Origin of the sequence: Gilliamella sp. B3482 (assembly GCF_026536805.1) — a bacterium.
GTDB lineage: Bacteria > Pseudomonadota > Gammaproteobacteria > Enterobacterales > Orbaceae > Gilliamella > Gilliamella apicola_E.
Genome location: NZ_JAFNNL010000006.1, coordinates 82,336 through 102,966, shown reverse-complemented (window position 1 = coordinate 102,966; position 20,631 = coordinate 82,336). Strand labels below are relative to the sequence as shown.

General features: G+C 36.5%; 21 protein-coding genes. 7 read left to right on the top strand and 14 right to left on the bottom strand.

Features of this window, described 5'->3' with window-relative positions; all coding sequences use genetic code 11:
- Positions 1 to 132: 132 nt before the first annotated feature.
- Together J3U18_RS10185 and J3U18_RS10180 are read left to right on the top strand one after the other, a co-directional pair.
- Entirely contained in the window at positions 133 to 828 is a 696-nt protein-coding gene (locus J3U18_RS10185) for an AzlC family ABC transporter permease (RefSeq protein WP_267330708.1), read from the top strand.
- A complete protein-coding gene (locus J3U18_RS10180; RefSeq protein WP_220225927.1) occupies positions 825 to 1,148 on the top strand; it encodes an AzlD domain-containing protein in 324 nt (107 codons plus the stop codon). Before J3U18_RS10185 ends, J3U18_RS10180 begins: the two co-directional genes overlap by 4 nt.
- 39 nt (positions 1,149 to 1,187) lie before the next feature.
- Here the strand turns inward: J3U18_RS10180 and J3U18_RS10175 are convergent, their stop codons facing one another.
- From J3U18_RS10175 to J3U18_RS10140, 8 genes are all read right to left on the bottom strand, one after another.
- A complete protein-coding gene (locus J3U18_RS10175; protein WP_267353942.1) occupies positions 1,188 to 2,081 on the bottom strand; it encodes a heme biosynthesis HemY N-terminal domain-containing protein in 894 nt (297 codons plus the stop codon).
- A gap of 10 nt (positions 2,082 to 2,091) precedes the next feature.
- Positions 2,092 to 3,447, bottom strand: a complete 1,356-nt coding sequence (locus tag J3U18_RS10170) for a uroporphyrinogen-III C-methyltransferase (protein WP_267353940.1) — start codon at positions 3,445 to 3,447, stop codon at positions 2,092 to 2,094.
- Between the two features lie 8 nt (positions 3,448 to 3,455).
- Complete coding sequence (locus tag J3U18_RS10165; protein ID WP_267353938.1) at positions 3,456 to 4,196, bottom strand: uroporphyrinogen-III synthase; 741 nt, start codon at positions 4,194 to 4,196, stop codon at positions 3,456 to 3,458.
- Complete coding sequence (hemC, locus tag J3U18_RS10160) at positions 4,196 to 5,125, bottom strand: hydroxymethylbilane synthase (protein ID WP_267353936.1); 930 nt, start codon at positions 5,123 to 5,125, stop codon at positions 4,196 to 4,198. The genes J3U18_RS10165 and hemC overlap by 1 nt, the downstream gene beginning before the upstream one ends.
- A gap of 112 nt (positions 5,126 to 5,237) precedes the next feature.
- Positions 5,238 to 6,605, bottom strand: coding sequence for an adenylosuccinate lyase (gene purB / locus J3U18_RS10155; RefSeq protein WP_267353935.1), 1,368 nt, complete (start codon positions 6,603 to 6,605; stop codon positions 5,238 to 5,240).
- 28 nt (positions 6,606 to 6,633) lie between these two features.
- The gene (hflD, locus tag J3U18_RS10150) at positions 6,634 to 7,284 is read right to left on the bottom strand and encodes a high frequency lysogenization protein HflD (protein ID WP_267353934.1); all 651 of its coding nucleotides are present in this window, start codon (positions 7,282 to 7,284) and stop codon (positions 6,634 to 6,636) included.
- 1 nt (position 7,285) lies between these two features.
- Entirely contained in the window at positions 7,286 to 8,404 is a 1,119-nt protein-coding gene (gene mnmA, locus J3U18_RS10145; RefSeq protein ID WP_267353933.1) for a tRNA 2-thiouridine(34) synthase MnmA, read from the bottom strand.
- Positions 8,405 to 8,623: 219 nt separating this feature from the next.
- Positions 8,624 to 9,310, bottom strand: coding sequence for a LexA family transcriptional regulator (locus J3U18_RS10140; RefSeq protein ID WP_267353932.1), 687 nt, complete (start codon positions 9,308 to 9,310; stop codon positions 8,624 to 8,626).
- A gap of 156 nt (positions 9,311 to 9,466) precedes the next feature.
- Between J3U18_RS10140 and J3U18_RS10135 the strand changes: the two genes are divergently transcribed.
- Positions 9,467 to 9,694: a helix-turn-helix domain-containing protein gene (locus J3U18_RS10135; protein ID WP_065562654.1), complete on the top strand. Its 228-nt coding sequence runs from the start codon at positions 9,467 to 9,469 to the stop codon at positions 9,692 to 9,694.
- Positions 9,695 to 9,758: 64 nt separating this feature from the next.
- Here J3U18_RS10135 and tpiA read toward each other — a convergent pair whose 3' ends face one another.
- The gene (tpiA, locus tag J3U18_RS10130) at positions 9,759 to 10,523 is read right to left on the bottom strand and encodes a triose-phosphate isomerase (protein ID WP_065733946.1); all 765 of its coding nucleotides are present in this window, start codon (positions 10,521 to 10,523) and stop codon (positions 9,759 to 9,761) included.
- 100 nt (positions 10,524 to 10,623) lie between these two features.
- Between tpiA and zapB the strand changes: the two genes are divergently transcribed.
- The 4 genes from zapB to J3U18_RS10110 all read left to right on the top strand — a co-directional run bounded on the left by zapB (position 10,624) and on the right by J3U18_RS10110 (position 14,078).
- Positions 10,624 to 10,869 (top strand): cell division protein ZapB, encoded by a 246-nt coding sequence (zapB, locus tag J3U18_RS10125; RefSeq protein WP_065562652.1) that lies wholly within the window; start codon positions 10,624 to 10,626, stop codon positions 10,867 to 10,869.
- A 75-nt stretch (positions 10,870 to 10,944) separates the two neighbouring features.
- The gene (locus tag J3U18_RS10120) at positions 10,945 to 12,246 is read left to right on the top strand and encodes a DUF2868 domain-containing protein (protein WP_267353931.1); all 1,302 of its coding nucleotides are present in this window, start codon (positions 10,945 to 10,947) and stop codon (positions 12,244 to 12,246) included.
- Between the two features lies 1 nt (position 12,247).
- Entirely contained in the window at positions 12,248 to 13,606 is a 1,359-nt protein-coding gene (locus J3U18_RS10115; RefSeq protein WP_267353929.1) for a DUF3482 domain-containing protein, read from the top strand.
- Entirely contained in the window at positions 13,554 to 14,078 is a 525-nt protein-coding gene (locus J3U18_RS10110) for a C40 family peptidase (RefSeq protein ID WP_267353927.1), read from the top strand. Before J3U18_RS10115 ends, J3U18_RS10110 begins: the two co-directional genes overlap by 53 nt.
- A gap of 122 nt (positions 14,079 to 14,200) precedes the next feature.
- Here J3U18_RS10110 and nifJ read toward each other — a convergent pair whose 3' ends face one another.
- From nifJ to J3U18_RS10085, 5 genes are all read right to left on the bottom strand, one after another.
- Positions 14,201 to 17,737 (bottom strand): pyruvate:ferredoxin (flavodoxin) oxidoreductase, encoded by a 3,537-nt coding sequence (gene nifJ, locus J3U18_RS10105; protein WP_267353925.1) that lies wholly within the window; start codon positions 17,735 to 17,737, stop codon positions 14,201 to 14,203.
- Positions 17,738 to 18,046: 309 nt separating this feature from the next.
- The gene (gene purM, locus J3U18_RS10100; RefSeq protein ID WP_267353923.1) at positions 18,047 to 19,084 is read right to left on the bottom strand and encodes a phosphoribosylformylglycinamidine cyclo-ligase; all 1,038 of its coding nucleotides are present in this window, start codon (positions 19,082 to 19,084) and stop codon (positions 18,047 to 18,049) included.
- 90 nt (positions 19,085 to 19,174) lie between these two features.
- Positions 19,175 to 19,594, bottom strand: a complete 420-nt coding sequence (ruvX, locus tag J3U18_RS10095) for a Holliday junction resolvase RuvX (RefSeq protein WP_065562647.1) — start codon at positions 19,592 to 19,594, stop codon at positions 19,175 to 19,177.
- A 3-nt stretch (positions 19,595 to 19,597) separates the two neighbouring features.
- The gene (locus J3U18_RS10090) at positions 19,598 to 20,155 is read right to left on the bottom strand and encodes a YqgE/AlgH family protein (protein ID WP_065562646.1); all 558 of its coding nucleotides are present in this window, start codon (positions 20,153 to 20,155) and stop codon (positions 19,598 to 19,600) included.
- A 20-nt stretch (positions 20,156 to 20,175) separates the two neighbouring features.
- A complete protein-coding gene (locus J3U18_RS10085; protein ID WP_267353921.1) occupies positions 20,176 to 20,628 on the bottom strand; it encodes a GNAT family N-acetyltransferase in 453 nt (150 codons plus the stop codon).
- Between the last annotated feature and the right edge of the window lie 3 nt (positions 20,629 to 20,631).

Here is a 20,631-nt window from a genome sequence, read left to right as displayed (position 1 = left end):
AGCGTTGTTATACTCTATTATAGCAAAGTTTGATTATAAAATGCGGTTTATTGTTTTTAGTCTAATTAATTGTCTGCAATCTAATCTTTATTATTATAATTATTCAGGATATCAGTTTGTAAGGAATGAAAGATGTCATTAACGTTTGAAGATGGTGTGCGCGCCTGTATTCCCACCTTATTGGGGTATATTGGAATTGGTATCGCTGCGGGTGTAGTGGGTAAAGCCTCTAATTTGTCAGTGTTAGAAATCACCTTGATGGCTGCTATCATTTATGCGGGTGCATCGCAATTTATCATCACGGGTTTAATGATTGTAGCAACTCCGATTTCGGCTGTGATATTTACTGTTTTTTTGGTTAATTCACGCCATTTTTTGATGAGTATGGCTACTGCACCTGCTTTTCGGCGTTTTTCGCTTTTAAATAATATTGGGATTGGTAGCTTATTAACCGATGAGAGTTTTGCGGTTGCGATGAATGCCATTGCTAATAAAACGCCGATCAATCCGCCTTGGATGCATGGGCTGAATGTTACTGCTTATTTGGCGTGGATATTATCCTGTTTAGTTGGTGCATTGATTGGCGAGTGGTTGCCGAATCCTGCTCAGTTTGGTTTAGATTATGCATTAGTTGCGATGTTTATTGGTTTATTATATTTGCAGTTAACTGGTGATAAAACAAAAACCATTAGAAATCTGATTATTGCAATGTTAACTGTAACTGTGGTGCTGGTCTTTTTATTGCGATTTGTATCGTCCGAAATGGCAATATTATTTAGTACTTTTGCTGGCTGCTTTATGGGTATTATTGTGGAGCGTAAAGCATGAGTTTGTATAGTTTGTTGATTATTTTGGGGAGTGGTGTGGTGACTTGGTTACCGCGAGTTATTCCATTTTTATTAGTTAGAAAATTGCAATTGCCTGAAATCGTGATTCGTTTTCTATCTTATGTGCCTATCTGTATTTTAACTGCGCTATTTGTGCAAAATTTGTTTATTGTTAAGCAAGGTGAGTTTCCTACTTTTAATTTGGAATATTGTTTAGCCGCTGTGCCAACTATTATCGTGGCGGTATTGACACGAAACCTGATGTGGGTGGTGATTACGGGCATGAGTTGTATGGCTTTGATTCGGTATTTTATTCTCTAGCGATAAATAAAAAACAGGGCGATTGCCCTGTTTTTTATGTCAAAATTGTTCTTTTTGCTCTAATCGCATGATGTTTCTTTTTAATCTTTCAGCTTCGGCCGTTTGACCTAATTGAGTTAGGTAGTTGGCCATTGCTTTTTGATTGGCAAGATTGTTAATGATAGATTTTGGTTGTTTTTTCCACCATTTTATTAAAGCTAAAGGATCAATATCCGTAGATAACTGTTTTATACGACCAATATAAGCCGCTTGTTTGAACTGATCGAGTTGCGAATCAGGGTAAGCTTTGGTTTTGTATAAGATCGGTAACAGTTCTATCACCGCTTGATAATCTTGTGATTCATAATATAGCTGGTCTGCTAATTTTAGGAGCTCAATGTTACGTGGTTTTTCGTTTAGAAGTTTTTCGATTGTGATTTTAGCTGAGCTATATTCATGATTTTTGATTTGTAATCGAATTTGTACAAGCTGAAAAGCAAATAATTCATTTGGTTGGCAACTTTTAGCTGCTTGCTCTAAAGATTGATTAGCGGCAATAAGTTGGTCATCATCAATTTGTGCTTGAGCAGCAAGTAAGTAAGATAGTGTCGAACTTTTTGCTCCTTTAGCACTTTTCATAAATAGTTTTGCTGCTTGTCGGTAATCACCTTCTAATAAATAAAATTGCGCTTGTTCAATACGTTTAATTGATTTTTTTGGCGATCGTAATCTAAACCAATTACCCAATTTGGTATTGAAGATTTTAGAGAATAATTTATAGATTAGGTATAGGCAGAGCAAGCCAATGATTTGCAATATCATAAATGAGTTAAATGACATGCTGATACGATATTTGGCAACTTCGAATACCGCAGAACCTTGGTGGCCTTCAAACAATGGCCCAAGGAAAAATCCACCAACTAATACTAGGAATATAATGAGTATTTTGAACATTATTATTCTCCTATTTACCTAATATCGATTTAACGCGAGTTTGCATCAATTTTTCAAGTTCAGTAATGCTGTCGAGTTTATCAGGTATATTTTGGTTACTGATTGGTTGGTTTTGTAAGTTTTCAAGCTCATCTATGAAAGCTTTTACGCTAGGGGCATTGCCATCAAAATAAGCATTGACCCAAATTGCGGTATCATTTAGTGCTTGTTGATAAATGAGTTCTTGATGTCTTGGTACTGCTTGAGCAGCAATCAATAAACGGAAACGGATGTTTTCGCGCAGGTAAAGTGATTGTTCTGCACTAAGTGGTGTTTTTAGGATCTGGCATTTTACAATTTGTTTTTCGTCACTTCCTGCTTTTTCTAGACACTCAGAAAAATGGTTATCTTTTACATCTAACTTTTCAATTTTGATGAATTTATCCATAAATGTTGAAGCATTAGCAAGTAAATTATCTGACCAATCATCTGTTGAATGGGTAACATTATCTGCTGAAGTATTGGCGTTGTTAGCAAGGGTGTCGTCATGTTGATTCATACCCAGATCGATATCTTTATAGTTTTCAACTAATGGTAATTCAGTTATTGATTCAGTTAAACCAAGTAATTTTAGGATTATGCCATCAGCGTCAACAAAAGTGACTTGAGATAGTGAGTTAATATCTTTGGTGATCGCTTGTCGAGCAGGGAGTAAGCTTGGATCATTTGTTTTCGCTAAGCTTTCATCTGCACTTTTGAGTAATAAACGGGCGCTGGTGTAGTCTTGATCGCTCCAGATTTTTCTACCGGCTAAATGCACTAGGTAGTTTGCTTGCGAGATGAGCCAAACGTTGTTATCCAGAGTCGATACGGCTGCTAAACGTTCGTTAAGGCTATTTAGATTTTGCTCGTTTAATTTATTAGTATCATTAACTTGTTCAGTAAGTTGCTGTTGAGCTTTTTGGTTGTCGCTTAATTGACGGTCAACGCGTTGTGTTAATAATGAAAACTGTTGGTTTTGTTTATTGATGGCATCATCAATATTACTTTGAAGATCTTTAATTATACTTGCTTTGGTATTTTGTTTTAAATTGGCAATTTCAGCTTGTAGCGTTGAGATTTCATATGTTTGGTTTTGGAGCTGTCTATAACCTTGAAAATAGATCAATCCACCTAAGCAAACTGTTAATCCGATGGCGAGTATTGAGAGTTTTGATACTGGCGCTTTTAGCGTATTGACTGATGGCTCAGGTTGAGGACTAGAAGGTTTTGTCTCTTTTTTATTTATATTCATCATATTATTCGCTTCTGTCTTTTTTATTTGGCTAAATGAAGTGGTGCTGATGTTTGATAGTGTTGCATTGGCACCATAATATCTAGATGGCATAAATTACCTCATTTAGATTTTTGAGAAATATCTTCCGCATTATGACATAGAGTTATCATTGTTTTAAATAAAAATTCATTATTTGCACTAACAATTTGTAAAACGTTATGCCAATTTAGTTGCTTGGCTTTTTCGAATATCCGTGGGCTAGTTACCACCAATTGTGCTTCATATTTATGTTTATTTTGGCAATATGTGTCAAGTTGGAGTAGGTGATCGACACTTGTTACGAGTAGGATTTGTTGAGCAATATCATCAGTTAGTATGTTGGCTGGATATTGAATTGGTTGACGAAAATAACATTGTATTGAGGTCACGTTTGCTTTTTGTTGCAACTCTTGAGACAGCAATTGCCGTCCATTGTTTCCACGCAAAATTAAAACGGAACGGCCTTGCAAGTCAGTCAATAGTGGTAATAATCCCTCACTATATTCCTCACTTGGATAATCAACGTGAACGTCAGCTTGTTGACTAAACAATTGAGCTGACTTTTTGCCAATGGCAAAATAGCGTAGATGTTTAGGAAAGCTTAGATTAGGTTGATGTTCTTTTATCATATAGCTGACTTGTGGCGATACCACAATTACGATATCTGATGGGGCAAGTTGGTTGAGTTGTTGTTGAAGGTTATTTAGTCCATGACCTGCTAAGATTTTGAATAATGGGAGTTGAGTTGCCGGAATATTTGCTTGATTTAATTGCTGGGTTAGCTTATCCCCTTCGGGGGAAGGGCGAGTAATATAAATCATCAATCAATTATTTCCTCTAAAATTTTATCAGCTCCTTTGGCTAACAATTCTGATGCCAGTTGTTGACCTAAGGTTTCAGGCTCGGTTGCTGATTTGGTTAGCGTCGCTTTAATGATTTTGCTCCCATCAATACTACCAACTAACCCGGTTAAAGTTAATAAATCATTCGTTAATTGACTATAGCAGGCGATTGGCACTTGGCAACCACCTTGTAAGGCTTGATTCATTGCTCTTTCTGCTTGGATACAAATCCGGCTGTTTTTATCGTCTAGAGGTGCAAGTAATTTAAGAATCGTGTCATCATTTGATCGGGTTTCAATGCCAACCGCACCTTGCCCAACCGCCGGTAAGATTAGATCTGTTGTTATATATTGTTTGATTCGTTCTTGTAATCCTAATCGCTTTAAACCGACAGCAGCGAGGATGATTGCATCGTATTGTTGATCGTCTAATTTCGCTAGACGAGAGCCTACATTTCCACGTAAATCTTTTATAATGAGATGTGGATATTTTGCTCGCAATTGACATTGGCGTCTTAGACTTGAGGTACCTATAATGGCACCTTGCGGTAAATCGTCCAAGCTTTGATATTGGTTTGATATGAGTGCATCACGTACGTCATCGCGTTGGCAGATGGTTGATAGGGTTAGTCCCTCCGGGAATTGGGCGGGAATATCTTTTATTGAGTGAACAGCAATATCAGCTTCGTTGTTTAATATGGCTTGCTCTAGTTGCTTTACAAATAATCCTTTTCCACCAATTTTTGACAGTGGACTATCTAAAAGCACATCACCTTTGGTTACCATAGGAAGCAGTTCCACGGTCAGATCGCTATGGATAGCTGTCAGTTGTTCTTTTACATAGTTAGCCTGCCAAAGTGCTAAGGGGCTTTTACGAGTGGCGATGCGAATTTTCAATGGTGTTTCCATTCCTTTCAAATCTTTGTTTATCTTTTCTTTAACTCTTGAGTCGATTTGCCTAAAGTTTTGAACGCTTTAGGCATGAAGACATTTTTATTTTTTTACGGTTTAAATGTGCCGCTTAAAGTTCATCGACAAAACGAATTGCATAACCAATATAATTTGCCGGTGTTAATTGTTTTAATCGTGCTTTTTCATGTTCAGGTAAAGCTAACGAGTCAATGAATTGTTGCATTCCTTGTGCATCAACACGTTTACCGCGAGTGAGTTCTTTTAATTTTTCGTATGGTTTTTCGATACCATAACGGCGCATTACGGTTTGAATTGGTTCGGCTAGCACTTCCCAATTACGGTTAAGCTCTTCAAGTAGATATTCTTGATTGACTTCAAGCTTATTTAAGCCTTTTAGGGTAGATTGATAAGCGATGATCGCATAACCAATACCTACACCAAGGTTACGTAATACTGTTGAGTCAGTTAAATCTCGTTGCCAACGAGAAATAGGTAGTTTGCTACCCAAGTGACTCATAATAGCGTTAGCTATACCTAAATTACCTTCAGAGTTTTCAAAATCAATTGGGTTAACTTTGTGTGGCATGGTGGAAGAGCCGATCTCACCAGCGATGGTTTTTTGCTTGAAATGATTTAGTGCAATATAACCCCAAACATCACGATCCAAGTCGATCATGATGGTATTGAAACGCGCAACACAATCAAAATATTCGGCAATATAATCATGTGGTTCAATTTGTGTGGTGTATGGATTCCATTGTAATCCCAATGATGTGACAAATTCTTCACTAAATTTGTGCCAATTGATTTGTGGGTAAGCCACCATGTGCGCATTATAGTTACCTGTTGCACCATTGATTTTACCTAGAATTTCAATTGACTGTAGTTGTTTAAGTTGTCTTTTTAAACGGTAGGCTACATTAGCAAACTCTTTACCAATGGTAGATGGTGTAGCGGGTTGTCCGTGCGTTCTTGATAGCAATGGAAGGTCACGATAAGCTTTAGCTTGAGCGGTGATAATATCAATCAATTTATTCCAATAAGGAACGATTACTGTATCTCGCGCTGTTTTTAGCATTAATGCGTAAGATAGATTGTTAATATCTTCTGAGGTACAAGCAAAGTGGATAAATTCGTTAATAGCTTGTAGCTCTTCGTTACTGTTTACTTTCTCTTTTAGGAAATATTCAACCGCTTTAACATCATGGTTTGTGGTTTTTTCGATGGTTTTAATGCGTAATGCATCTTGTTCATCAAAGTTTTCTACAATTTGGTTAAGGTGTTTAGTGGCAAGCTCACTTAAAGCTGGAACCTCCAGAATATCTGCTTGGCTAGCTAATTTTTGTAGCCAACGTACTTCAACTTGAACGCGATATTTTAATAAACCATATTCACTAAAAATTGTGCGTAATTCTGTTGTTTTGTCACCATAACGACCATCAATTGGTGATAGGGCGGTTAGAGCAGATAATTCCATCGGTTTTACTCCGTTGCTATTTTTTAATTTAATAACTTTGTTGATTAATTTCTTTTAATAACTCTTGCGCTGCATTAACTATTCGTTTGCGACTTAATAGGAATTGGAAGCGACTTCCTCCAACTTGATACCATAAAATGGCCGAGCGAACACAACTCAATAGTGAAGATCTGACTTTGGCTTGAACTAATGAATTTTGTAGATATTCAGCTTTACCTACCACTTTGATTTTTGTTGCTAACGGGCTGATGATATCAGAATAGATTCCAGCTAATGAATAAGAGAGATCGTCAATATGATTGTCGATTGTTTCATTATTCATTTCAGGATATATGCCTGATATTCGTTGTAAACGTTGATCTATTTTATCTAACGCTTCATTATTTTTTAATAGTTTGCTGGTAATACTTAAGGTGCCAAAAAGGTAACGAATCAGTTCAACATGCTGTTTTTGGTTAGAGGAGAGTAGGGTAATCAGTGTTTCTAACCCTGTTTTGATATTGTTTATACCATCATAAACATCATCAGTGGTTTTTGGTGATGTGTTGAATATGCTTTTTATCGATACTTGATAAATTGTCGTATTACAAACCCCAGTATTAGCAAGCTGAGGGATAAGTGTTGCGCTTTGTGTCGCGCCGGCAAGAGCTATTGCAATATGATGGTATTTATTGTTCACTTTAATGCTCCTTACTACTTATAATTCGTTCCTCGATAATTCCACCGCCAAGGCAAACTTCATTTTGATAAAACACTGCTGATTGTCCTGGTGTGACAGCTGCAGCAGGTTTGTCAAACATGACTTCAATTTTATCTTCACCAAGTGGTGTAACACAACAAGAGATATCTTGTTGACGATAGCGCGTTTTAACTGTGCAATGAAATGGTTGGGTAACAATTTTACGATCAACCCAGTGCAGTTGTTGGGCAATTAAACCATTTGAAAATAGTGCTGGATGGTCATGACCTTGAGCAACAATTAATTCGTTATTTTTAATATCTTTATCAACTACGTACCATGGAGTGTCGTCGGCTTGTTTTAGACCACCAATGCCAAGCCCTTTGCGTTGACCTAATGTGTGGTACATTAATCCTTGGTGTTGACCAATAACTTCACCATTTACGGTTCGAATAACGCCTGATTGTGCAGGTAAATAACGAGCTAAGAAGTCACTGAATTTTCGTTCTCCGATAAAACAGATACCTGTTGAGTCTTTTTTGGCTGCGGTTGCTAAGCCAAGTTGCTCTGCTATCTTTCTTACTTGTGGTTTTTCAAGTTCGCCAACAGGAAATAAACTTTGACGAATTTGGTCTTCACTAAGCGTATATAAAAAATAACTCTGATCTTTGTTGTTGTCGATTCCACGGAGTAATTCAACCTTGTCACCATTTTCGCGTTTACGGACATAATGACCTGTTGCAATATAATCGGCATTTAAATCTTCTGCTGCATATTCGAGAAATGCTTTAAATTTGATCTCTTTGTTACATAAAATATCTGGATTCGGCGTTCGGCCTGCTTTGTATTCAGATAAAAAATGTTCAAAGACATTGTCCCAATATTCTGCAGCAAAGTTGATGGTATGGAGTTTGATATTTAATTTGTCACAGACTGCTTGTGCATCAGCTAGGTCGATAGCTGCAGAGCAATATTCTTCTGTGTCATCTTCTTCCCAATTTTTCATAAATAGACCAACAACATCATAGCCTTGTTGTTGTAATAAATAAGCAGAAACGGAAGAATCTACGCCGCCAGACATGCCGACAACGACTTTTTTTCGAGTGTTTACATTTGGCATAATAACTAAATTAATGGGCAAAAATTTTGCGGTGATTTTAGCATAATTAAGGCTAAATGTATAAGGTTATGCTGTGTGGAATGTTATTAGATTGCTTAATTTTGTTAATGACATTTTTATTACAATGTTGTTCGCAGAAAAAAATGCAACATTGAGTGATAAAAAACTCCATTGATTTGCATCAATGGCGTAAAAATAAAAAAAAGCGCTATGGCAATATTAATTGAGATTTTTCAATAAATAGATTACATGACCAATTATTTTAAAATATTTTTGCTCATTTTTAGCTTTCGTAATAGTCGGGTATTTTGGGTTGTCTGAAATCAATAACAGATTTGAACCTTGATTTTGAATTCGTTTGATAGTAATTTGATCATCATATTGTACAGTATAAAGGAAACCATCAACTGGTTTATTATTTGCTGTATTAATAATGACTATATCATGATTGGATATAGTTGGTTCCATACAATCACCTTTAGCCCAAACCGCAGCAAGATCATCTGCTTCACAACCTTGATGTTTAGTTAAGGTGAGATCAAATGGGATCGTATCTAAAATTGTGAATGCGTTAATGGTTTCGTTCTTATTAAGAAACGGAACATTCACTGTACCTCGGCTTAGCGTTTCAGGTAGTAAGCGACATTCACCTTTACCTGTTGCTAACCATTCAATTGATACATCGCATTTATCTGCGATAGTAGCTAATCGACTGAGTGATGGATAGGTTTTTCCACTTAAGTAATCACGGATTACCGCTTCGGACATACCAACACTTCTGGCAAATGCATTGCCTGAACGACCTTCTAATAGGAGCGTTAATCGGTTTTTAAAAGTTTCAATACAAGTATCGTTAAAGGTTCGTGTTTTTTCTTTTGTTTTATGTTTTTTTTCTTTCGTTTTCATTATATTTTATTCCATTTGTAGCTATTTTTTTTGTTTTTATTGTTTTAATTCGTTTTTTTATGTGCTATTCTTTGCCGGTAACTTTTTATCGATCTAGAATCGTAACACCGATAATCTTTACAATAGCAAAAAATTTAACCAATAGAGGATCTCATAATGAGAGAACAAGATCAAGACTGGACACCATCAAGAGTTGTAGGTGAAATTAAAATTCGAGGCGGAAATTTAAGGGCGCTTTCACGATCAAGTGGTTTACAGGCTGATACTTTACGTAATGCTTTATATCGTCATTGTCCAAAATATGAACGTATTATCTCTGAATATTTGCAAGTGCCTGTTGAGAAAATTTGGCCATCTAGGTATGAAAATAAGGTTAAAAAATAAGTTACAAAGTTTAATTTAGTTAAAAAGAAGACGCCTTTTATAGGCGTCTTTTTTATTTTAATTCTTATTTTTTAGCTTGTTCTGCTGCTCTAACAATCGCTGCAAAAGCATCAGCTTTTAATGAAGCTCCACCAACTAATGCACCATCAATATCTGGTTGAGTGAATAGTTCTGCTGCATTTTTGTCATTTACAGAACCACCGTATTGAATGATAACTTGTTTAGCGACAGCGGCATCTTGTTTTGCAATGTGGTCACGAATAAATTTATGTACTGCTTGCGCTTGAGCTGGAGTTGCAGATTTTCCAGTCCCAATTGCCCAAACTGGTTCATAAGCAATTACTGCACCATTAAATGCTTGAACACCTAATGCATTAATTACTGCATCAATTTGACGAGCACATACTGCTTGAGTTTGACCTGCTTCGTTTTCAGCTTCTGTTTCACCAATACATAGTACAGGAACGAGTCCAGCTTCTTTTAAAACGCCGAATTTTTGAGCGATAAATTCATCTGATTCTTTATGATAAGTACGACGTTCAGAGTGACCAATGATCACGTGAGTCACACCTATTTCTTTTAACATAGTGGCTGAGACTTCACCAGTATAAGCACCTGAAAGATGAACACCAACATCTTGTGCGCCTAAAAGAATAGTTGAGCCACCTAATTGATGTTTAACGAAATCTAAATAAACAGTCGGTGGTGCAATTGCAATATCGCAGTTTGCTTCAGTTGATAGCTCAGCTCTTAGTCCTGCAACTAAGTCTTTAGCCATTTCGATACTTCCATTGAGTTTCCAGTTACCCATTACGAGTGGTTTTCGCATAATTTTCTCCAACTTAAGATTTAAAAAGGTGTTGATTTCAGAATGAATTCGTTATAATACTCCTTATTATACACCAAATAAATTGAGCTTGAGGAAAAATATGTCATTAGAAATATTGAATCAATTAGAAACTAAAATTCAAAACACTGTAAACACTATTAATACCTTGAAAGAAGAGATTTCGAGATTAAAGCAAGGCAATCATGAACTTGAACAATTAATTAATGATAGTTCAGATGAGATGAAAGCATTACGTGACGAAAATGAGAAGTTAAAACAAGATCAACAAGTTTGGCAACAACGTATTCAAACCCTTTTAAGCAAAATTGGTGAAATAACCCAGTAAATGATTCAATTTTTTTAACGCGACTTAGGTCGCGTTTCTTTTATGACGACTAATTAATGTGAAGATGATATTTAAATGCGCGAACAGCTAAAATCTTTATGGCTTACTCAAACCATTCATTTAATAGAATCCGAATCAGGTCGATTTGCTGATCAAGATATTAATCGACAAGTTAAAGCTATGCCAACCTCTTTGGTTAACCGTATCATTACCCGCGCCACGATACTGTCTAAACAAAATGGTTTATATTCTGCGCAAAAGGTTATTTTACGTTCTATTAAAATTTCTTTCTGTTTATTACTGTTAATTTCGATTTTTTTAGGTGGTTCATTAACATTTAGCGCTTTGAGTCAAAATCCAATCAATTTGTATTGGGCGCTATTGTGTTTATTAGGTGTTCATTTTATTACGCTCATTATTTGGATTGGTTCATTTCTTTTCTTTTCTCGCTTTGGTGGTAGTTTATTAATCCATTGTTGGTTGTGGATAGCCCAAAAGCTTTATCAAAAAAAGACTGTGCAACAGCTTGTACCGGCTTTTATCACTTTATTTGGTTCTTCAATCCGTTGGTTGCTTGGTTTTGTTCTGAATCTTTTTTGGGTCGTTATTTTATGTAGTGCTTTATTCGTTTTATTGATGCTATTTTCAACTCAGCACTACAGTTTTGAGTGGAAAACCACTTTATTAAGTTCTGATACCATTATTAAGTTAACGCATTATTTAGGTTATGTTCCATCTTTGTTTGGTTTTCCGATTCCAAATGATGATGTGATTAAGCTTAGTGAACACGCTTTAAGTGCGGGGGATATTCGTTCTTCTTGGGCGATTTGGCTATTAGGTGTTTTTATCTGTTATGGATTAGCCGTTCGATTTCTATTAATGACTTTCTGTGGCATCGCTTGGGTTGTGAGTAGCCGAAAAATTAAATTAAATTTGGATGATCCTGACTTTCAAATCCTATCCCAACAATTACAGCCACTTTTAACCCAAATGGTGGATGAAGATAAGTTAGGCGAACCTAAATGGCAACTACCAATCTCACAGATTGAAGGAGGAAGTGGTGTCTATTTAGTGGCTGTGGATGTAGATGAGAGTTGGAATCCACCGCATGAAGGGCATTTTTACGGATTTTTAAATACTCGTGAGCAGCGAAATGCAATATTAGATCTTTTGCAATTAAAACCCGCGTATAAAGTGTTAATTGCAATCGATACTGATCGAGCACCAGATCGCGGGGTATCAAATTTTGTTCAACAATTAATGAATAAATCACAGCAAAGTCGAATATGGTTTATTAATCAAGGTAAACAATTACATAATTGGCAATCGTTATCTTTACCGTTAGCTAATCCTAGTTGGTTAGATCAGGATAATTAATATGATAACTTCATTGAAATTAGCGATAGTTGGACATGCAAATTTTGGTAAAACTTCACTTTTGCGTGCATTAATAAGAGATAGTCATTTTGGTGATGTTTCTGATAAGCCAGGTACTACTAGACATGTAGAGTCAATCAAACTTCCACTAGCAGATAACACCGACATCACTTTTTATGATACACCTGGATTTGAAGACAGTTTGGCGCTTTATGACTATATCAATCAACTTGTATCGCCAAATAGTAAGCTTGATGGAGTCGATAAATTAACGATTTTTTTACAAAGTCCAGAAGCTGAAAACCTCTTCAATCAAGAAGCAAAAGTAATCCGACAGGTGTTAAATTGTGATGCTGCTATCTATGTGATCGACGTGCGAGAGCCCGTTCTACCTAAATATCACGATGAATTAGCTATCTTAGCCAATAGCGATAAACCGATTCTTGCAGTACTTAACTTCATTTTAGCTGAGGAACAGAATGAAAAGGAATGGAAAAGATTGCTTTCAAGAATGGGGATTCATGCTATCATTGGGTTCAACGCTGTTTTTCCACCCTTAGACGGTGAAGAAAAATTGTACAATAGCTTGGCGTTATTGGTTGAACCAGCAAAAAAAATATTGGATAATTGGCTAGTTAATATTGCTGAAACTCGTGAATCACGTAATCGTACAGCTAACCAAATCATTGCAGAAGCATTAGTTGATGTGACTGCTTTTTATGAAATGGCAAAATCTGATGATAAGCAAGCTGTTGCTGACATGCAAAATAAAGTCAGGAAACGTGAACAGAAAGCAATTAATGATTTATTGAAGCTCTATCAATTCGATTCAACTCAAGAGAGTGAAGAGAATTTGCCTTTAATCAAAGGCCGTTATAATGCAGACTTGTTTAATCTTGATGCATTAAAAACGATGGGGGTTCACTTGACCAAAGGTTTTGTGTCCGGCGCTACAATCGGTGCTAGCATTGATTTAGCAACTGGTGGATTATCATTTGGTTCAGCTGCGTTAATAGGTGCAGCCGTTGGTAGTTTAATGCAAACTGCTAAGCATTATGGATCGAGAATGCGTTATCAGCTTTCTGGATTTAGTAAACTAAGTGTTGATGATGTGATCATTTGTTTTCTTTCTTTACGATTAGTTCAGCTTAAAGAGAGTTTAAATTTTCGCAGCCACGCGAACCTTAGCCCAATTAAGTTGTCTAAACTTGATGAGAATAAGTGGCAAAAAGGCGTTTTACCTAAAAGTTTAAAGGTTGCAAGACGTTATTCGCAGTGGTCTACGTTGAATAAAGGAACAAGAAGAAATGACAAAAAAAGACAATCGATTATTAACGAAGTTGCGCAGCAGCTGCGGTAGCGTTAAAAAGCGATTATTAGTAAGCTCACTAATTTTATCATTATTCGTATTATTTGGTTGTAGTAGCAGTCATAGCCAAGTATCAGTTAAATCTGATCCTGTGATGTTAGCCAAAATTGAACAGCACTACTCAAAATGGAAGAGAACACCTTACCGTTATGGTGGTACTACTTTAGCTGGTAGTGATTGTTCTGGTTTAGTTATGAACTTCTACAAAAATAGATTACAAAAGACCCTTCCAAGAAGTGCTGCTGAACAAGCTAAATTAGGTTATAAAGTTACCACGCCTAAAGCGGGTGATTTAGTCTTCTTCAAAACTGGACGTAGTCGTAGCGGATTACATGTTGGTATTTATTATGCAGATGGTAAATTCTTACATGCTTCAACTTCAAAAGGTGTTATCTATTCAAATCTGAATGAAGATTACTGGAAAAAACATTACTGGATGACACGTCGTGTGACTGGTCGTTAAAAAAGTTTAATAAATATAATAAAAAACTCTCTATATTTAGAGAGTTTTTTTTATTCCCAAAAATTAGATCTTCATTAAAGAGATTAAACGGATTAATTTAACCAATTAATCCGTTTTTAGATTTAGCTGTCAGCTGGCGTTTCTATATCGGAATAGGTTGCTAGCATCTGCAAGAATTTAAATTTGGAATTAACCATTTTTGCAGATTGTTCATGCAAGGTATTGGCAATCACTGGCTCAAGTGTTTCTAAACGACGGAATCGTTGTTCTTTGAGTAACACATCAGTTAATGATTCACTGTTTGGTGCTTTTGAGTCTAGCACTAGACCCGGTTTTCCTTCTTGCATACGACGAGGATCATAACGGTATAGTGGCCAAAAACCTGATTTTACTAAATCTTTCATTTGTTCATGAGATTTAGATAAATCATAACCATGTTCTTCACAAGGACTATAAGCAATAACGAGAGAAGGGCCGTTATAGGCTTCAGCTTCTTGTAATGCTTTTAGGGTTTGATTTAGTTGTGAGCCTAAGGCAACTTGAGCAACATAAACGTGACCATACATCATCACACTCACACCTAGATCTTTACGGGCTTTATTTTTACCTAAATCAGCAAATTTTGATACAGCACCCATTGGTGTAGCCTTCGATTGTTGACCACCAGTATTTGAGTAGCATTGAGTATCAAGAACTAAGATATTTACGTTTTCAGTGAGACTCATTACATGGTCTAATCCACCAAACCCAATATCATATGCCCAACCATCACCACCAATTGCCCATACTGATTTATCAATTAAGTAGTCAGCATCTTGTATTAGCTCTTTAGCTTCCGCTGAGGTTAAATGAGCTAATTGTTGACGAAGTAAATTGACTTGCGTACGTTTTTCATCAATTGAAAGATCTGGAGATTGTAAATTGATTACAATTTCTGGTGAAATTTCGCCTGCAACATGTTCCAACAAACGTAATGCTCGTTTTTTATGTTGGTTATAGGTAATTCGATAGCCAAGGGCGAATTCGGCATTATCTTCAAATAATGAATTTGCCCATGCTGGTCCTCGACCATTATGATCGGTGGTATATGGTGTTGACGGTAAGTTACCCCCATAAATTGATGAACAACCAGTGGCATTAGCAATAGCGAGATGATCACCATATAATTGCGTTAATAATTTGATGTAAGGTGTTTCACCACAACCCGCACATGCACCAGAATATTCAAATAATGGTGTTAATAGTTGCGATGTGCGTATATCTATACGTTCGAGGGTTTTTATTTCACGATCTGGTAGTGCAGTAAAGTACTCGTAATTAGTCCGCTGTGTTTCAAGATTATCAATGCGCGACTGCATATTGATAGCTTTGATATCAAAGTTATTGCGGTCACGTGAAGGACAAACTTCAACACACAAATTACATCCAGTACAATCTTCAGGCGCAACTTGTAATACGTAGCGTTGACCTTTCATATCTCGCGCTTTCACTTCTAGTGAGCTTAACGATTCTGGTGCATTAACTATTTCACTAACCACTTTGGCTCGAATAGCCGCATGAGGACAAGCTACTACACAATGGTTACATTGGGTACAAAGTTCGGGTTTCCAAATTGGAATTTCTTCCGCAATGTTGCGTTTTTCCCATTTGGTGGTACCAACTGGCCATGTTCCATCGGGCGGGAACGCCGAAACGGGTAAAGTATCACCTAAGCCGGCTAACATTGTTGCAGTAACCATTTTAACAAAATCAGGCGCATTGCTTGGTACGACTGATGAGCGCAATGGGCTACTTTCATCAACACAACTTAATGGAATTTGTTCAAGTGATGCGATGGCTAAATCAAGCGCTTTCCAGTTATTCTCAACAATATCTTGCCCTTTACTGCTATAACTTTTGGCAATAACTTCTTTCAGTTGAGTGATACTGAAATCATTTTTAAATATTTCAGATAAATGGAAGAAAGCGGCTTGCATTACGGTGTTTATTCTTGCCCCTAAGTTACATTCTCGAGCAATTTTAGCCGCGTTGATAATATAAAAGTGTGCTCTTTTCTTAATTAATTGAACTTGAACTTCTTTGGGTAATCTATGCCAGACTTCATCCTTACTATAAGGCGTATTAAGCAAAAAGATTCCATCGTCTTTCAATCTTTCAACGATCTGATACTTGTCAATAAACTGATCTTGATGACAACCAATAAAATGAGCACTGGTGATTAAATAAGGTGAATCAATAGGCTCAAGGTTGACTCTAAGATGAGAGGTTGTTAAACCACCTGCCTTTTTCGAGTCATAAACAAAATAACCTTGAACATAAAACGGTGAGTTATCACCAATAATTTTAATATTATTTTTTGTTGCAGATACGGTTCCATCACTTCCCAAACCATAAAATAATGCTTCAAGTGCCGATTTTTGTGGTATTGATTGTTCTGGTAATGGTAATGATAATCCAGTTATGTCATCGTAAATACCAACAGTAAATCGAGGTTTTGGCTTCTCAGTTGCTAATTCATTAAAAATAGCTAATACCGAGCGAGGATCGAACTCTTTCGAAGATAGACCATAACGACCACCAATAATTTGTGGTAAATAACTACGTTCACCGCGAGAAAAACTTTCAGCAAATGCTGTCATTACATCTAAATAAAGTGGTTCTGCTTGAGCGCCTGGTTCTTTGGTGCGATCCATCACCGCGATTTTTTTTACGGTTTGAGGAATAATATCAAGCAGATGTTTTGCTGAAAAAGGGCGGTATAATCTGACGATGACTACGCCAACTTTTTCATCATTTTTGATTAGATGATCAACCACTTCTTTGGTGGTACTGACCCCCGACCCCATAATAACAATAATACGTTGCGCATCTTCTGCGCCATAATATTCGAAAGGTTTGTATTTTCTACCTGTCTCTTTTTCAAATGCCTGCATCGCATCAACAACATGGTTGTAAGCATTTTCATAATAGGGATTAATGGCTTCACGACATTGGAAGTAGGTATCAGGATTAGCTGATGTCCCGCGTATTACCGGCTTATCTGGTGTTAATGCGCGAGCACGAAAAGCTTCAATAGCTTGATTAGGTAGTAAGTTACGAATTTGTTCATCACTGATTGGGTAAATTTTATTGACCTCATGTGAGGTTCTAAATCCATCAAAAAAGTGGACAAATGGTACACGACTATTGAGTGTTGCTATTTGTGAAATTAACGCTAAATCTTGAGCCTCTTGCACCGAGCTAGAACAAAGCATGGCGAAACCAGTTTGCCTGATTGACATGACATCTGAATGGTCACCAAAAATAGATAATGCATGAGTTGCAACAGTACGAGCAGCAACGTGTAAAACAAATGGTGTTAATTCTCCCGCTATTTTGTATAGCGAAGGAATCATTAATAGTAAACCTTGTGATGAGGTAAATGATGTTGCTAGTGCGCCAGTCATTAATGCGCCATGCACGGTCGAGATTGCGCCAGCTTCGGATTGCATCTCAACTACTTTTGGGGTATCACCAAATACGTTGGGCTTATTAAATTCTGCCCATGTGCTGGCTTGCTCAGCTATTGATGAACTCGGTGTAATTGGATAAATAGCAATGACTTCGTTTGCACGATATGCGACAGATGACACCGCACTATTAGCATCTGATATGATCATTAAAAAACCTTGTATTTTATCGTTTTATGACATTACTTAGTTATTATATTTTTTGACTATTGTACCAGAAAGTAAGATAGCTTTTAGTTATTTTTGTGTTAAATTTTTCCGTTATGACTATCTGTTTTTAATCATTACCAAGCGAATTATCATTGGTAAATCGAATTGCAAAAGTTGATGATTAAGCTAACTTAACAAGTTATTTAAGTTGAAGATTTTTTGAAGGTTTATCAATGAGTAGTATCAATAGCATTGATTAGATAAAAAGTTTATATTATCCAAATGGTTGGATAATATAAACGAATAGTATTATTTAATAACTACACGCTCAGTGGATGATGATGTTTTTATTTCACCTAGTAGCCAAGCTTTTTCACCATGCTCATTAAGCAAATTGATGGCTTGGTCAGCTAACTGTTTTGGTAAAGCGATGATTAAACCAACGCCACAGTTGAAAGTACGATACATTTCATGGCGACTGACATTACCAGCTTGTTGTAACCAATTGAAGATTGACGGCCATTGCCAGCTTGATTCATCAATAATCGCTTGAGTGTTATCCGGTAAAACACGAGGAATGTTCTCCCAAAAGCCACCACCAGTAATATGGGCAATTGCATGAACTTCGATTTTGGAAATCAAATCGAGAACAGATTTGACATAAATTTTGGTTGGAGCAAGTAGATGATCAGCTAATGGTTTTCCATCTAATTGTTCAGTAGCTGGATTTACACCACTCACTTCAATTATTTTTCGAACTAAAGAGTAGCCATTAGAGTGGGCGCCACTTGATGCAAGAGCAATTAAAGCGTCACCATCTTGTACTTTACTCCCATCAATCATTTCTGCTTTTTCAACTACGCCAACACAAAAGCCGGCTAAGTCATAATCATCACCGTGATACATTCCTGGCATTTCAGCTGTTTCACCGCCAACTAAAGCACAACCAGATTGTTTACAACCTTCAGCGATACCTGTAACGACTGTTGCTGCAACATCAACATTAAGTTTACCTGTTGCATAGTAATCTAAGAAGAATAACGGCTCCGCACCTTGAACAATCAAATCATTAACGCACATTGCAACTAAATCAATACCAATTGATTCATGGCGGTTTAAATCCATTGCCAGACGTAATTTTGTGCCAACACCATCAGTACCTGATACTAAAATAGGTTGCTTATATTTTTGCGGAATTGCACATAATGCACCAAAACCACCTAGTCCACCCATAACTTCAGGACGTTTGGTCTCTTTTACAACAGATTTAATGCGATTTACCAGTTCATTGCCTGCATCGATATCGACACCGGCATCTTTATAGCTAAGAGATTTGTTTTTTGACACGGGAGCAGTCCTTACAGTAGAAAATTTGTTTGATATTTTAGCAAGGATGAAATTTATTGGCGACTAATTATTGATAAAATAACTTATTAATTAAAGAGATTCATTGTTCTCAAACCAACTCTCTAAAATAATAATGGCAGAAGTTGCATCAACATGACCTTTTTCAAGCGCCCGATAACCACGTGAAGCAAAAATGTGTGATTTAGCCTCAACTGTGGATAATCGTTCATCTTGTAGATGTACTTGATAACCAAACATACCATGCAAACGGTTAGCAAATTTGCGAGCTCTAGCGGTTAAAGGTTGTTCTGTGCCATCCATATTTAGTGGTAGTCCAACCACTAAATAATCGGGTTTCCATTCATTAAGTACTTTTTCAATCGCTTGCCAATTAGGTATTCCATCACGAGCTTTAAATGAACAAAGTGGGTTAGCGGTTTTGGTGATGTCCTGACCAATAGCAGCACCAATACTTGCAGTACCAAAATCAAATGCAATAATAGTTGCCATTGTCTATGCATTACCCATTTGGTGAGAAATAGTACTGATATTAATGCCCAATGATTCAGCCGCTTTTTTCCAACGATCCTCAATAGCAACTTCAAAAATAATTTGTGGATCAGCTTCGGTAACTAACCAGTCATTTTTGGCTACTTCACTTTCAAGTTGTAATGATTGCCAACTTGAGTAACCCAGTGCTAAAAAGATATCTTTTGGTTGTTCTGGAGAGCCAATCGATTTCAATGCGTCAAGTGATGTGGTTATCATCACATCATCAGAAATCTGTATACTTGATGCAAACCCCTTATGAGGCGTGTGTAAAATAAAACCTTGCTCCTCGGCAAGTGGTCCACCACAAAATACTGGGTGCTCAAGTTCAGCACAACTTTTTGAGGCAGTGATTTCAAGACGGGACAATACGGTTTCAACATTGAGATCTATAATAGGCTTATTTAAAATAATACCCATTGCACCATCACGATTATGTTCACAGATATACACCACAGAACGACTAAATACTGAATCATGTAGTGTTGGCATTGCAATAATAAAATGATTTTTTAAATTCATACGCTCACATTGTTGTTAAATTATAATGCACATTTACCAATTTTGACTTTATGTTCTACATTACAACGCATTAATACTTCTGGATGATTGGTTTCTTCATTAATTGATTCACCAATAATTTCAAAATTCTGCGATAAGTAAAAGTTAATCGCATCACTATTTTGTTTATACACATGTACCAATAATTCATTGTGACGCTGTTTTGCTTTTTCAACTAGCGCAGCTCCGGTTCCTTGATGACGAAAACCTTCTTCAACAAAGAGTCCAGAAATATAATTCTCAGTTAAACCTATAAAACCTACTACGCCATTAAGATCTTGGACATAGATAGTTGACATTGGAATCAACATTTTAACTATATCGTAGTTCTGTTTAAAAAATTCAAGATCAATAAAGTTGTGAGCTTGTTCATTACCTTGTAGCCATATCTTCATAATGGCATCTAAATCTTTTGGTTGGTATTCTCTAATCATTTT